Origin of the sequence: Mongoliitalea lutea, from assembly GCF_014652135.1 — a bacterium.
Lineage (GTDB): Bacteria > Bacteroidota > Bacteroidia > Cytophagales > Cyclobacteriaceae > Mongoliitalea > Mongoliitalea lutea.
In genome coordinates, this window is sequence record NZ_BMYF01000019.1 from 58,929 (window position 1) to 72,779 (window position 13,851).

Below are 13,851 nucleotides of genomic sequence, written 5' to 3' on the forward strand. Positions count from 1 at the left end.
CCTAATACAATGAATGCTAACAAGCCCCTTTTGGGGCTTTATTTTTTTACTGTCGTAAATTCCGTAGGAAATTGGTCAGGGCCACTCGCCAATTAGGGTCAGCATCCCAGGTAGGTCCAATGTATAATTCATCCCGTACAATTAGGCGTATGTAATATTTCACTACTATACGATTATTTTTTTCAGGATCCGCTACTGGCAAGCCCATACTTTGAAGTAAGTCTGCCTCTCTCCCTTCTACTTTAATCAATTGGAACTGTACGCGGTCAGCAATCAATTCCTGATCTGTTTTGGCTGTGGTAAGGTATGCTACTTGGTAAGGATAATATTCTCCAAAAATCTGCTCCAAACTATTACGTTCTTCTGCCTGTTCAGCCAAAATACTTGCTTCGCTTTTACCCAACAAATCATAGCGGAAATTAGCTAAAACACCAGCTTCTGAAGTTCCACTTGCCAAACGAACCCCTAATTTGAACACGTCTAAGTTGAGCGGGTTTCTTGGCAAAAATCTTCGCGCAGTAGATGAAGCCATCGCCTGTTCACCTCCCAAAAACTCCGGAACATCCAGTACTAGGAAGTTTTTGCTGCGGACTGTTCTCCCGATAGCGATTAATTGGTCCACTAGTTCTTCTAGGGTTGGGGCCTCTATACCCCATAATGATGAAGAGCCGATAATCTGTTTATTGTTGCTAAAGGAGCCAATATGTAAAAATAATGATCCATTCGGTTTTCGCGTTAAAATAGCGACTGTACTGATTTGACGCTTGGTAAATGCTGCCGCATATCCGGCCTGTGTTTCCTCTGATAAGGTCAATCGCTCCAATTCGTAATAGCCTACCGGATCTCCTCCTGCTTCTTTTAAGGCAGGGTGGATGGTTTCTGCCAACTCCTGCCATGTAGCCACTGGGCGCGCTTGAGGGGAGTTAGAAATCAGTACAACTGTCTTACCTGCAAAAAACTCTTCCGGTATTCCTCCTTGGGCATACAATTGGCTGTAAAAGGTAAAAAGAAGAATACTAGTTAAAAGATATTTCATTGCAATGTAGGCAGAAGTAAGAGATGTCAGTAATTTTACGAATATACACAACGAACAAAGTAAATAAATTATATGAAAAGATTAATCGGATTTCTATTGCTGTTGTTGATTTCTTTCAATCATCAAAGTTTCGGCCAAAAAATTGACTCAGAGCGCCTCCTTCAAGATTTGCAGTACTTAGCATCTGAAAAACTTGAAGGAAGAAAACCATTGTCTCAGGGAAGTATGATGGCAAGAGAATATATCCGGGACCGGTTTCGTGAACTTCAACTGACTTCTCAATTCGAAGATTTTACCCAGTTTTTTGATTTTGAAACAAATAGAGGGGGTACCATGACTGCTTACGAGGATGCAGCAAACTTAGTCGGCTTTATTCCAGGTTCTTCGAGTGAAAAAATCATAGTTGTAATGGCCCATTACGATCATTTGGGTAAGATAAATGATCAAGTGTTTCTAGGGGCTGACGATAATGCTTCCGGTACTGCGGCTGTTTTAGCACTTGCTGAATATTTTGCTGGCAATAGACCTGCACATTCCATGCTTTTTGCCTTAGTAGATGCAGAAGAAATGGGGCATCATGGCTCAAAAGCTTTAGTGGCAGATTTTCCTTTCCCAATGGAGCAGGTTGCCCTTTGCATCAATATGGATATGGTCAGCAGAAGTGATGAGAATGTATTGTGGGCTGTGGGAACCAACAGGTATCCCCAATTGAAACCAATAATCGAACCATTTACCAAAGGTCAAGCTGTTCAACTGAAAATGGGGCATGATAATAAGGAAATCGATGGTCTTCAGGATTGGACTTTTGCTTCTGACCATGCTGCTTTTCACCGAAAAGGAGTTCCATTTATATATTTTGGGGTAGATGATCATGAGGACTATCACAAAGTCACCGATACCTTTGAAAATATACAGCCTGAGTTCTTTGTTAATGCTGTTAATTTAATTTTAAATGCCCTGATTTCCTTGGATGAAAAACTTTAGATTTATCCAAGAACCATCAAAAGCAAATAAAATTTTGATACGCCCATTTATCCACCTTCAACTTGGGTTTTGAAAATTTAAAAATCTCATTTCCAAGGAGATATCCACAAAAACACCTTTCCTTGATATCACTTAAACAATTGAAATACAGGAGATTATGTGTTTAAAAATCAGTAGTGTGGATAAATGTGGATAAATGTGGATAATTTTTTCTTGCTTTTTTAACCCTTTGAATACGATGCGTATGAGGCCTTTTTTATAAACGGTTAAACCTAAATTGGCTTCACACGTTTGGCATTAGTAATGGTTCGGTAATTTTAAAAATAAAATAAAATTTGGAGACCATTCCCAGCTATACCTTTTTCGTCGGTTGATGACAGAAAAATGAATTTAGCGCTTGATTTATTATCTTAAAGTTAATTCGAATAGTACAATTTTAACGATGAAAATTCTATTTGCATACTTCTTCCTGTGGACTTGGATTGGTGTTGCCAATCTTGAAAATGCATCGAGTAACAATCCTACGGTTTTTGAAATAATCACCTTTGATGACTTTGAAAAAATGATGGCTGATTCCAGCCCAAAAATTAAAGTGTACAACTTTTGGGCTACTTGGTGTGCTCCATGTGTAAAGGAAATGCCTTACTTTGAAAACGTACAAGCTGAGGATCCGAGCATAGAATTAATTTTTATCTCTATGGACGATGGTAGAAAACCGGAGCGTGTTACCAACTTTATTGAGCGGAGGGGCGTAAAAGCACCTGTGTACTTACTAAATGATGTAGATTACAATAAATGGATTGATAAGGTTGATCCAAGTTGGTCGGGTGCTATTCCAGCTACACTATTTATCAAACCAGATGGAAGCAAGTACTTTCATGAAGGTGAAGTCGATGAAAACGAATTAAAATCTATCATACAAAAACTCAAGTAAAATCCTATGAAACAGCTACGTGTTCTTTTTTCCTTAGCATTGGCGCTTGTGCTTGCCATTAGCGTACAGGCTCAGGAGTCAGGTTATCAAATTGGTGATAAAGCCAGCGATTTCATTTTGAAAAATGTGGATGGAAGCATGGTTTCCCTAGCAGGAATGTCCAACATCAAAGGAGCTATTGTTATTTTCTCCTGCAATACCTGTCCATATGTGGTGGCTTACGAAGACCGCATGATAGACCTGCATAATAAATATGCGGCTATGGGTTATCCTGTAATCGCTATCAATCCTAATGACGACAAGGTATCTCCTGGAGACAGCTTCGAAAAAATGCAGGAAAGAGCTAAAGAAAAGAATTTCCCTTTCCCGTATGTGTATGACAAAACTCAAGAAGTCATCAAAGCATACGGAGGAAACAGAACGCCTCATGTGTACCTACTTAACAAGGAAGGAAATGATTTCATTGTAAAATACATCGGAGCTATTGACAACAACTACCAAGATGCAAGTGCCGTCACTAAGCGTTATGTGGAGGATGCCATGTCCGCTATTATGGCTGGTCAGTCTATCGCCGTGACTACCACTAAAGCGATTGGTTGCACGATTAAGTGGACAAAAACGGAGTAGTTAGCAGTGAACAGTGAGCAGTTAGAAGTGAACAGTTGGCAGTGAGCAGTGAGGAGAAAGAGACCTGGCAGGTTTTAAAAACCTGCCAGGTCTAAATTCGGCTAGAGGAAAGATAGAAATAAGACAACCAAACTTTCTCAAGCTCTAGTTTTTAATTTCTTCGAACTTTTCAGATGACGCGCTTTTTATAGACGAATCCATACTTGGTATATGGTACTTGGTTCAACCTACCTTACAATAGTGTTTCTAAACCGCCCTTGCTTTATCCATCTGATTGATGATGTCTTCGTAATCCAATTTATCCCAATTTTGGGTAATCAATGGATCTGCCATCACTCGGTCCATGATTTTTTGCTGGAGCTTTCCTTGATAATATGCTTCAGCATAAGGCATGCGAGAAAATGTGACCATGGTATACAATGGAATCCACTCTTTAGGGTATAATTGATGTAACTTAGCCTCGATTTTCTTTCGCAAGATGAATTTGGGATCTGCCACATCACTCTTCATTTCCTCAAAGTTTTCCATGGCCAATTGACAGATAGCATCTGTGTTAGGCTTCCGTACTTTTTGGAATTTTGCGAAGACCAACTCCCAGGCATTGGTACCGTATTTTTCGATGATCTCATCCAAAATGAAGCAGTCTTCAAATCCACAGTTCATTCCCTGACCATAAAATGGGACCATAGCATGGCAGGCATCCCCAATAAGTAATGCACTTTTCAGCATCCAAGGGAAACACTCGATATTAATCAATGAAGAGGTAGGATTAGCGAAGAATTCCTGAGTTAAATTGGGCATCAACTCATAAGCATCATCAAAATAGGTCTTGAATACACCTACTACATCCCTTTCATCATTGATGTTTTCAAAGCAAACCCGATCCCCTTCAAATGGAAGAAACAAGGTACAGGTAAAGGATTTGTCTGGATTTGGTAGGGCAATCAACATGAAATTCCCTCTTGGCCAAATGTGCAGTGCATTAGGGTCCATGGCAAATTCACCTGCAGCAGTGGCTGGAATACTCAACTCCTTATATCCATGACTGATATACTTCTGACGGTAGTCAAAACGCATCTGTTTCAGCATGGCATTTCGTAAACTTGAGTATGCCCCATCGGAACCAATAATCACCTCAGAGGCGATGGTTTCTTTCTCACCAGATTGCAAAGAAGTCAGCTCAATTTGGAAGTTTTTGAGATCTACATCCTCAATTTTTGATTCAAAATTCACCTTTACTCCAGCCGTTTCTGCTTCATCAACCAAGAGTTGATTGAATTTGCCTCTGGAAATAGAGTAGATTGCCTGATTATCTTTTCCGTAAGGCAGGAAGTTGGTTTTGCCGTGCTCATCGTGGACCATTCTCCCATACATTGGAATGGTTAAAGGTTTAACCTTTTCTGTTAGCCCAGCTTTTTCCAAGGCCCTCCAGCCTCTATCAGAGAGAGCCATATTGATGGATCTTCCTTCTTCACGGTAGGGGCCTTTTCGATTATCGGCTCTTTTTTCATAGATCGAGACATCCAAGCCCCGTCTTTTTAAATATATACTCAGCAATGACCCAATGAGGCCAGAGCCTAGGATACTGATTTGATTCTTTTTCATAGGTTTGAGATTGTAACCCCTTAATTAAGCGAATTTTTGAAGGGATTGTTCAAGAATCTTGGCGAATAGATATACATCCAAGAAATTGTTATACAAAGGAGTAGGTGCCAGTCGGATTACATTTGGATTTCTCCAGTCACCAACAACTCCATTTTTATAGAACTCATCAAAGACGGCTTTTCCGCCTTTATGAATCAGCAAAGATAACTGACAGCCACGCTCGTGGACATTGGTTGGGGTAATTATTTCCAAAACACCACTAGTTCCACTGATTTCACGAATGAGAAACTCCAGGTATCCTGTCAGTAATTCACTTTTCTTCCTCAATTTAGTCATTCCAACTTCTTGGAAGATATCTAAACTCGCCTGATGCGCTGCCAATGCAAGTACATTGGAATTAGCCAACTGCCATCCATCTGCACCAAACATGGGCTTAAATCCCTTCTCCATTTTAAATCGCTCGGCTTCATCGTGTCCCCACCATCCGGCAAAACGTGGTAGAGTTGGATTTTCTGCATGTCGCTCGTGCACAAATACCCCTGAGACATTTCCGGGACCAGAGTTTAGATACTTGTACGAACACCATGTCGCAAAATCCACCCCCCAATTGTGTAACTGTAAAGGAACGTTTCCGGCAGCATGCGCCAGATCAAATCCCACAGGCACTCCCACTTGCTGACAGGCTTGACTAATGGCTTTCATATCAAAAACCTGGCCAGTATAATATTGTAAACCAGCCATCATCACTAATGCAAGCTGATCTTGATGGGAGTGAATGGCTTCAATAATATCTTCCGTGCGAATCGTATACTCACCTGGGCGAGGTCCGATTTCAATAATGGCTTGATCAGGCTCAAACCCATGAAACCGTACCTGAGTCTCCAACATATACATATCGGAAGGAAATGCACCTGACTCGGTAATGATTTTAAATTTACCCGCAGTAGGTCTGTAGAAAGAGACCATCAGCAAATGTAGATTGGTGCTTAGGTTATTCATCGCAACCACCTCATGCTCGTGGGCTCCTACAATCTGTGCCAAAGCAGGCTTGGATTTTTTGCGAATATGATACCAGGCATCTTCTCCATAAAAATGTCCATCCACGGCTTTTTCTGCCCAATTTTGGAGCTCTCGCTGAATGTATGCCTCCGTAGGTTTGGGTTGAAGACCTAAAGAATTCCCGCAGAAATAGATGGCCTCCTGACCTTCAATCTTGGGAAAGTGAAAGTTAGAACGGTAATTTCTTAAAGGATCTTGGGCGTCCATTGCACGCGCAAAGCTTTCGGAAAATTGGTAGGCTGTGGTGCTCATATTTCTGAATTGTCAGCTCTTGAACAGAAATGGGTGAAGTTAAGTTTATTGCAGGCCTCAAACTTACATTTTTTAGCGAGAAAAAATCCCAAATTCGGCTAAAGAGAAATTTTTGATTGTGTAATTTGCAGCAAAAAAAGAAAACTATGTCCAAAGAAATTATCTTTTCTTCTGAAGCCCCTGCTCCTATTGGGCCGTATAGCCAAGCCGTCAAAGCTGGAAACACGCTTTATGTATCAGGTCAAATTCCCTTAGATGCTGAAACAGGTGAATTGATCAATGAAAACATTACCGAAGAAACACATGCCGTAATGAAAAACTTGGAAGCGGTTCTTCGCGCAGCAGATTATGGGTTTGAGCATGTGGTAAAATGCACCATATTTATCAAAGACATGGGTCAGTTTGCTACCATCAACGAAGCTTATGGACAATATTTTAAAAGTAATCCCCCGGCGAGAGAAACCGTAGAAGTCAGCCGCTTGCCAAAAGATGTAAATGTCGAGATTTCCTGTATTGCCGTGAAATAGTCAAGAGAGCCTGAACATAAAAGTTTGGGCTTTTTTTAACTTTGTGGTAGTGTAAGCGTTTATTTCTCATGCAACTGTTTCCTAATTTTTCTGAGACCTTGGTTTCTTCTTTGAGCAAAGAAGAAATCTTGCATAGACTAGAAAAAGTCACTAAAAATGTCAATTACTTGGATATAGAAACACAGAAAGAAGACGATTACAAATTCAATGGGGTAATCCAGGAAAATGGTTTTTCCATTTCACTGATCATCAAAAAAGCAGATAGTTTTCTTCCATTAATCAAAGGAAGAATTGAAAGTACCAAAACAGGTATCATTCTATTTTTAGACTATACCCTTTTTCCGGGATCTGTGTTTTTTTTGGCCTTTTGGTCTGTGATCTGTTTGGCTTTAAGTGGGCTTTTCAGTTCATTGATTCCAAAGCCTGAACTGGCAACAGCCATATTTTTGATCGGAGCTTTCAATTATTGGTTTGCTTGGGCGCACTTTAAAAGGAAGGTCAGGATTTCCCAAAATTTATTCTATGAATTGCTCAATGAGTCAAGTGATCCAAGTAAGTAACTATGGAACTTAGCAGAAAAGCAGCTCATTGAACAGAATTTCGTATGGAATCTAGCATTTGAGAATTAATTTAGCAATCTGAAAAACACATCTATACATATCATGAGCATACGAATCGAAAAAGATACCATGGGACCTGTAGAGGTACCTGCTGACAAGTACTGGGGAGCACAGACACAGCGCTCCATCAATAACTTTAAAATCGGTGGTGAGCGCAACCGCATGCCATTGGAAATCATCAAGGCTTTTGCCATATTAAAGAAATCCGCTGCCTTGACCAATGCTGAATTGGGCGTGATGGCTCAAGATAAAGCGGATATCATCGCAAAAGTATGCGACGAAATTTTGGAAGGCCAACATGACGATCAATTCCCATTGGTGATTTGGCAGACGGGTTCGGGTACCCAATCCAATATGAATGCCAACGAGGTGATTGCTTACCGTGCGCATGTGCTGTTGGGAGGTTCTCTAGAAGACGCCAAAAAGCTTATCCATCCAAATGATGATGTCAACAAATCCCAATCATCCAATGATACCTTTCCTACCGCTATGCACATTGCTGCTTACAAAATGGTGGTAGAAACTACCATTCCCGGGGTGGAAAAGCTGAGAGATACGCTACAGGCGAAGTCTGAAGCCTTCATGAATGTGGTGAAAATCGGTCGAACACACTTTATGGATGCTACTCCGTTGACTTTGGGACAGGAGTTTTCTGGTTATGTTGCCCAATTGAATCATGGTTTAAAAGCATTGAGAAATACATTAGCTCACCTATCGGAGTTAGCATTGGGAGGTACTGCTGTTGGTACAGGATTAAATACTCCGAAAGGGTATTCTGAATTGGTGGCGAAGAAAATTGCCGAATTCTCCGGTCAGCCGATGATTACAGCTCCAAATAAATTTGAAGCATTAGCGGCACATGATGCGATTGTAGAGTCTCATGGTGCATTGAAGCAATTGGCTGTTAGCTTGATGAAGATTGCCAACGATATCCGCATGTTATCTTCTGGGCCTCGTTCAGGAATTGGTGAGATTTTGATTCCAGAAAATGAACCGGGTTCATCCATCATGCCAGGAAAAGTCAACCCTACCCAGGTGGAAGCCATGACCATGGTGGCAGCTCAGGTGATGGGCAATGATGTAGCGATTTCGGTAGGAGGTTCCAACGGACATTTTGAATTGAATGTATTCAAGCCAATGATGATTGCAAATTTCTTACAATCAGCTAGATTAATTGGAGACGCTTGCGTATCTTTCAATGACAACTGTGCCATTGGAATCGAGCCAAACACACCGTTCATTAAGCAACACTTGGAAAACTCCTTGATGCTTGTGACCGCTTTGAACACGCATATTGGCTACGAAAATGCAGCAGCTATTGCTAAAAAAGCGCATAAGGAAGGTACATCCTTAAGAGAAGCAGCTTTGGCACTAGGATTGCTTACAAATGAGCAGTTTGACGAATGGGTTAGACCCGAAGACATGATTGGAAGTTTGAAATAAATTTTATTCCTATGAAAAAATATGTGTTGACTTTAGCGGCTGCTGGAACTATGATGTTTTTTGGCAGCCAACCTGTAGAAGCATCTCCTTTCAAGGCGAAAGAGCGGAAAGAATTGACAGCAGAGGAAACGCTTCGAATGGAGCAGATTGAAAATAGAGTTGCTGAAATTCAGGGATTGGATTTTTCAGAAATGGAAAAAGCAGAGAAAAAAGCCTTGAAATCAGAATTGAAAAGCTTAGAAAAAGAAGCAAAATCTATGAGAGGTGGGGGGATCTATATCTCCACAGGAGCAATTATTGTTATCCTTTTGTTGATCATCATCTTGTAATAAATACTGAAATAACTTAAAAAAGATGGCTGCTGGAAGGTGGCCATTTTTTTTATGTTTATCTCCTAGTTTTGCCCAAAAACACCCCACTTTTAGAAATAGCGTCCAAAAACTTCTCATTCTGGTTGCCCTACAATTTGGCTACTTGCAAATCTAAATTTGAGGGTATGAATAGTAGGTCAATGCTCAAATTGGCAAAGCAAAAAACAGAACTGGGTCATAGTTCGTTTAAATCCTATTTCTTCTTTTATCTTATTCCAGATGTTTTTGCTTAGCAATTTCTACAGCTTGATGGAGCTTTTGCTCCAACAAGCTCATATCAGGCAATTTGGTAAGGTATTCAGCTACTTTGATGTTGCTGCTTTCCAATTTCAGCAGTTCAATATGTTCATGATTTTTTGTAGCACACAATATCAAACCAATGGGTGGGTTTTCGCCATCAATCATTTCGTTTTTCTCCAACCATCTCAAATATAGTTCCATTTGCCCTTTATGGGCAGCTTCAAATTTACCAAGTTTTAGTTCTATGGCAATCAAACACTTTAAGCGTCTGTGATAGAAAAGTAAATCCAAATAATAATCTTCGTTATCTATACTGATGCGTTTTTGTCTTGCCAAAAAAGCAAAGTCAGAACCTAATTCGATGATGAATTTTTGTAGTTCTATCAAGATAGCATCTTCTAAATCTTTTTCTGAATATGCATCTCTTAGTACTAAAAAATCAAGAAAATAAGGGTCTTTAAAAACCAAATCAGGCGAAATTTGCTGGCTGTTTTTTAGTAATTTTAATTCCTTTTGGATAGTAACCTCTGGTTTTTTACTAATGGCTGTTCGCTCATAAAGCATTGAGTTGATTCGTTCTTGAAAAGTTCGAACACTCCACTTTTCGACTTTACACATTTCGATGTAAAAATCGCGTTTTATGTCGTCTTCCATATATATAACCAACCGAATATGAGACCAGCTTAATTGTCTACACACTGTGTAGACAATTTCCTTATCCTGAAAAGTTTGCGCTAAGCGTAGACAATGTCTTAAGTGTTTTTCACCCCATCCTTTGCCATATTCCAACACCAATTGTGACGAGAGTGTTTGGACAATTTGTCTTCCATATTCGGCTCTGAAATTCAACAAAATCTCTTTATTGATTCGGCTTCCTATTTCCCAATACAATAAAGTAATGGCCGAATTTACTGCTGCAGCTACTTGTTGCCTACTCTGTTCATTAGAGATTTGATCTCTGCAATCAAGTCAATATTTTTATTCATTTCACTCATCTTCGCCTACATTTAAAAAATGAACCTAGTGGATTTCCTTAACAGGTGCATCAATACTCCATACGTTTTCCTCATCATTGAAAATTGAAAACTAAAGGTATTTATTAAACAGGAATTTGAACATGTAATCTGTACATTTCAGCATAATCCCCGATTATCACTCCTCCGGCAAACTTGCGATATATTTGGCAACTTTTAGAGACCGTAATAAAATCACCGTCAAAGGAACCAACCACAGCAATTCTGAAAATACTACATGGAAAATAGTCCGCTTATTCCAATCCAATGTAGGTATAAATGCCAGTATAAACCAAGAAATCATGACCAGCTTACCCACAATTCCAGCAAGTATCAGATAGCGCCAACTAATCGGGTAAAAAGCTGATAAAAAAATCACAAAGCCTACCAACATACCCACAGTACCAAACACTCGTGCACTTAGCCCATCAGGAGCAGTGGCTTCCATGGATAGCCATCTCAATAAGTCCTCTCCAAAATACCGAAAGAAGGCTGACCAGGCAAAGCTGTACATTCCTGTAAGTAAAAGCAGCCCTCGCATGGGCATGGGAAATGTTGGTGTAAGGGTATTTTCTTGCATCGTTACTTTTTGATATCTTTCATGGATAACTTTTGGGTTGTCAAATAGGTTCTCACCCAAACACAAAACTACATGAAGCATTCAAATATTAGGTCCCAAATAAGCATTTTTCTCTTGGCAGCAGGGTTTCTGCTAGTAGGGTTTATCATCGGAAGACAAACAGGAGAAATCAACCATGAAAGTATCATGGGAGCAGAAGCATTGGCAGGGTTAGAGTTTTCACCTGCCGAACGAGACAGCATGATTCAAAACCTTCAAGGTCATCGGGCAAGCTTTGAAGAGATGCGCAAGCTATCCTTGCCTAATAGTGTGAGTCCAAGTGTCGCTTTCAACCCTCTTCCGCATGGATTTATTCCTAACCAATCACAAATAGCAATGAATTGGGGGCTTCCTGCTTCCGTCAATCTTCCACAAAAGGAACATGATATTGCTTATTTGGGTGTGGCAGAGTTGTCCGTACTGATCAAAAACAAACAGCTGAGCTCCGAACGGTTGACACGCATTTACTTGGATCGTATCAAAACCTATGGAGACACTTTGCAGTGTCTAATAACCTTGATGGAAGAAGAAGCTATTGTGCAAGCAAAAGCCATGGATGCTGAAATGGCCCAAGGAAAATACAGGGGTCCACTTCACGGAATCCCTTATGGAATCAAAGATTTGTTGGCAGTCAAGGGTACCAAAACTACTTGGGGCGCCATGCCTTACAAAGATCAGGAAATTGACGAAACCGCAACTGTAGTTGAAAAACTGACAGAAGCGGGAGCTGTACTCCTGGGTAAATTTACACTGGGAGCCTTGGCCATGGGCGATATTTGGTATGGTGGAGTGACCAAAAATCCTTGGAACCTGAATCAAGGTGCCAGTGGGTCTTCCGCAGGTTCGGGATCAGCGGTTTCTGCAGGATTAGTACCCTTTGCCATTGGAACAGAAACTTTGGGCAGCATAGTCTCACCATCCACGAGGAATGGGGTAACTGGCCTTCGTCCAACTTTCGGAAGGGTAAGTCGCCACGGGGCTATGGCACTCAGTTGGAGTATGGATAAAATCGGTCCGATGTCGCGATCAGCCTTAGACAATGCGATTGTGTTAGCTGCTATCCACGGCCTAGATACAAAGGATAAAAGCACCATCCCTGCTGCGTTCAATTATGACGCCAAGAAGAATCTAAAAGACTTGAAAATAGGCTATTTCGCCAGCTATTTTGAAGGAGAAAGGCCTGGGAATATTCGAGATAGGAGGGTTTTAGATGAATTGAAAGCACTGGGAGTGGAATTGCATCCAGTAGAATTGAAGACTTCTGTGCATGTACCAAGCATGTTGATTACTTTGTACGTGGAAGGCGCGGCGGCTTTTGATGAAATGACCCGTTTGGATTTGGATGACATGCTTGTCAATCAACGAAGAAATGCCTGGCCAAATCTCTTCCGCTCTTCCCGCTTTATTCCAGCCGTAGAATATATTCAAGCCAACCGTTTTAGATCAATTCTTATCGAAGAGGTACACAAGATCTTCCAAGAGTTTGATGTGATCGTAACTCCAAGTTATGGGGGAAATCAATTACAAGTAACCAATCTCACAGGCCATCCAGCCTTATGCCTGCCGAATGGATTTGATGACAACGGAAGCCCAACATCGATTACTTTCTTAGCCAATTTATTTGACGAAGAAAAGCTAATTATGATCGGGCGAGCTTATCAGGAAGCTTCGGATTGGCAACAAAAGAGGCCACCTTTATTTGATCGGTAATTAATTTTCTTCCAAAACTCGCACCTTACCAGATTCCAAATCATAAATTGCGCCTACTACCCTTAGTTTTTTCTCTGCAATCAGAGAATCAACTGAGGGTAGTGCTTTTTTGAGGGCATGAACTCCATGGAGGACATTGGCTTCAACGGCTTTTTCAAAGAAATTGGGAATGTCCCGTGGCAATGCTTTCTCTTCTTCCTCTGCGTCTATGAAGTCGATGATTTTTTGAATGTAGGCAGAGTAATGATGAGAATGATCGTGGTCATGATCCACAAAGGCGCCTATAGCCCCGCAATTAGTATGTCCTAGGATAATTACCAAAGGAACCTCCAGGTGCTCGATGGCATATTCCAAACTCCCGATTTCATAATCCCCAACTATATTTCCTGCATTGCGAATAACAAAAAGGTCTCCTAATCCTTGATCAAAAACCAATTCAGGAGGAACCCGTGAATCCGAACAGCTTACAATTGCCGCCACAGGATGCTGCCCTTTATTGAGTTCCCGAAGTCTTTTTAATGTTTGGTCTGGATGAATGGGATGATCTTCAGCAAAACGCATATTGCCTTCCAGTAAAACCTCTAAAAGGTTTTCCTTGGGGATATTTTCTAAATGTTGGTCTACGGGTGCTTGTTTACATCCAAAGGTCAATAAAAGAAACGTACCAATAGGCAGAAGCCATAAACTGTAATTGGATTTAAAATGAAAGCGTTTCATGTCCTTTTTTCTTCCAAAATTCAGTACTTGTAGGGAAAGAATTGGTGAGGAATATCACCTAATGAGATGATTTTATTGGCCTTTAAAACCAAGA

General features: G+C 40.6%; 14 protein-coding genes. 8 read left to right on the forward strand and 6 right to left on the reverse strand.

The genetic code is table 11. The annotated features are described in order from the left end of the window. Positions 1–46: 46 nt before the first annotated feature. Positions 47–1,036, reverse strand: coding sequence for an NTPase (locus tag IE080_RS14695; RefSeq protein ID WP_189584192.1), 990 nt, complete (start codon positions 1,034–1,036; stop codon positions 47–49). A gap of 72 nt (positions 1,037–1,108) precedes the next feature. Here IE080_RS14695 and IE080_RS14700 point away from each other — a divergent pair, with 72 nt between their 5' ends. From IE080_RS14700 to IE080_RS14710, 3 genes are all read left to right on the forward strand, one after another. Further along, positions 1,109–2,020: a M28 family peptidase gene (locus tag IE080_RS14700; protein ID WP_189584195.1), complete on the forward strand. Its 912-nt coding sequence runs from the start codon at positions 1,109–1,111 to the stop codon at positions 2,018–2,020. A 442-nt stretch (positions 2,021–2,462) separates the two neighbouring features. Further along, entirely contained in the window at positions 2,463–2,954 is a 492-nt protein-coding gene (locus tag IE080_RS14705) for a TlpA family protein disulfide reductase (RefSeq protein WP_189584198.1), read from the forward strand. A gap of 6 nt (positions 2,955–2,960) precedes the next feature. Then, positions 2,961–3,581 (forward strand): thioredoxin family protein, encoded by a 621-nt coding sequence (locus IE080_RS14710; RefSeq protein WP_189584201.1) that lies wholly within the window; start codon positions 2,961–2,963, stop codon positions 3,579–3,581. A gap of 246 nt (positions 3,582–3,827) precedes the next feature. Here the strand turns inward: IE080_RS14710 and IE080_RS14715 are convergent, their stop codons facing one another. After that, positions 3,828–5,186, reverse strand: coding sequence for an FAD-dependent oxidoreductase (locus IE080_RS14715; RefSeq protein WP_189584204.1), 1,359 nt, complete (start codon positions 5,184–5,186; stop codon positions 3,828–3,830). A 24-nt stretch (positions 5,187–5,210) separates the two neighbouring features. Beyond that, entirely contained in the window at positions 5,211–6,497 is a 1,287-nt protein-coding gene (gene kynU / locus IE080_RS14720; RefSeq protein ID WP_189584207.1) for a kynureninase, read from the reverse strand. A gap of 146 nt (positions 6,498–6,643) precedes the next feature. Between kynU and IE080_RS14725 the strand changes: the two genes are divergently transcribed. The 4 genes from IE080_RS14725 to IE080_RS14740 all read left to right on the forward strand — a co-directional run bounded on the left by IE080_RS14725 (position 6,644) and on the right by IE080_RS14740 (position 9,416). Further along, complete coding sequence (locus IE080_RS14725; protein WP_189584210.1) at positions 6,644–7,024, forward strand: RidA family protein; 381 nt, start codon at positions 6,644–6,646, stop codon at positions 7,022–7,024. A 68-nt stretch (positions 7,025–7,092) separates the two neighbouring features. Beyond that, on the forward strand, positions 7,093–7,584 hold the full coding sequence (locus IE080_RS14730) for a hypothetical protein (RefSeq protein ID WP_189584213.1): 492 nt from the start codon (positions 7,093–7,095) through the stop codon (positions 7,582–7,584). A 102-nt stretch (positions 7,585–7,686) separates the two neighbouring features. Then, the gene (fumC, locus tag IE080_RS14735) at positions 7,687–9,087 is read left to right on the forward strand and encodes a class II fumarate hydratase (RefSeq protein WP_189584216.1); all 1,401 of its coding nucleotides are present in this window, start codon (positions 7,687–7,689) and stop codon (positions 9,085–9,087) included. An 11-nt stretch (positions 9,088–9,098) separates the two neighbouring features. Next, the gene (locus IE080_RS14740; protein ID WP_189584219.1) at positions 9,099–9,416 is read left to right on the forward strand and encodes a hypothetical protein; all 318 of its coding nucleotides are present in this window, start codon (positions 9,099–9,101) and stop codon (positions 9,414–9,416) included. 252 nt (positions 9,417–9,668) lie between these two features. On the opposite strand, the gene IE080_RS14745 is transcribed toward IE080_RS14740, so the two are convergent. Next, positions 9,669–10,649: a PDDEXK nuclease domain-containing protein gene (locus IE080_RS14745; protein ID WP_189584343.1), complete on the reverse strand. Its 981-nt coding sequence runs from the start codon at positions 10,647–10,649 to the stop codon at positions 9,669–9,671. 201 nt (positions 10,650–10,850) lie between these two features. Then, positions 10,851–11,291 carry a hypothetical protein gene (locus IE080_RS14750; protein WP_189584222.1) on the reverse strand — a complete coding sequence of 147 codons (441 nt, stop codon included), beginning with the start codon at positions 11,289–11,291 and terminating at the stop codon, positions 10,851–10,853. A gap of 72 nt (positions 11,292–11,363) precedes the next feature. Here IE080_RS14750 and IE080_RS14755 point away from each other — a divergent pair, with 72 nt between their 5' ends. Next, positions 11,364–13,040 (forward strand): amidase, encoded by a 1,677-nt coding sequence (locus IE080_RS14755; protein ID WP_189584225.1) that lies wholly within the window; start codon positions 11,364–11,366, stop codon positions 13,038–13,040. On the opposite strand, the gene IE080_RS14760 is transcribed toward IE080_RS14755, so the two are convergent. Beyond that, entirely contained in the window at positions 13,041–13,757 is a 717-nt protein-coding gene (locus IE080_RS14760; protein ID WP_189584228.1) for a carbonic anhydrase, read from the reverse strand. Positions 13,758–13,851: the final 94 nt, after the last annotated feature.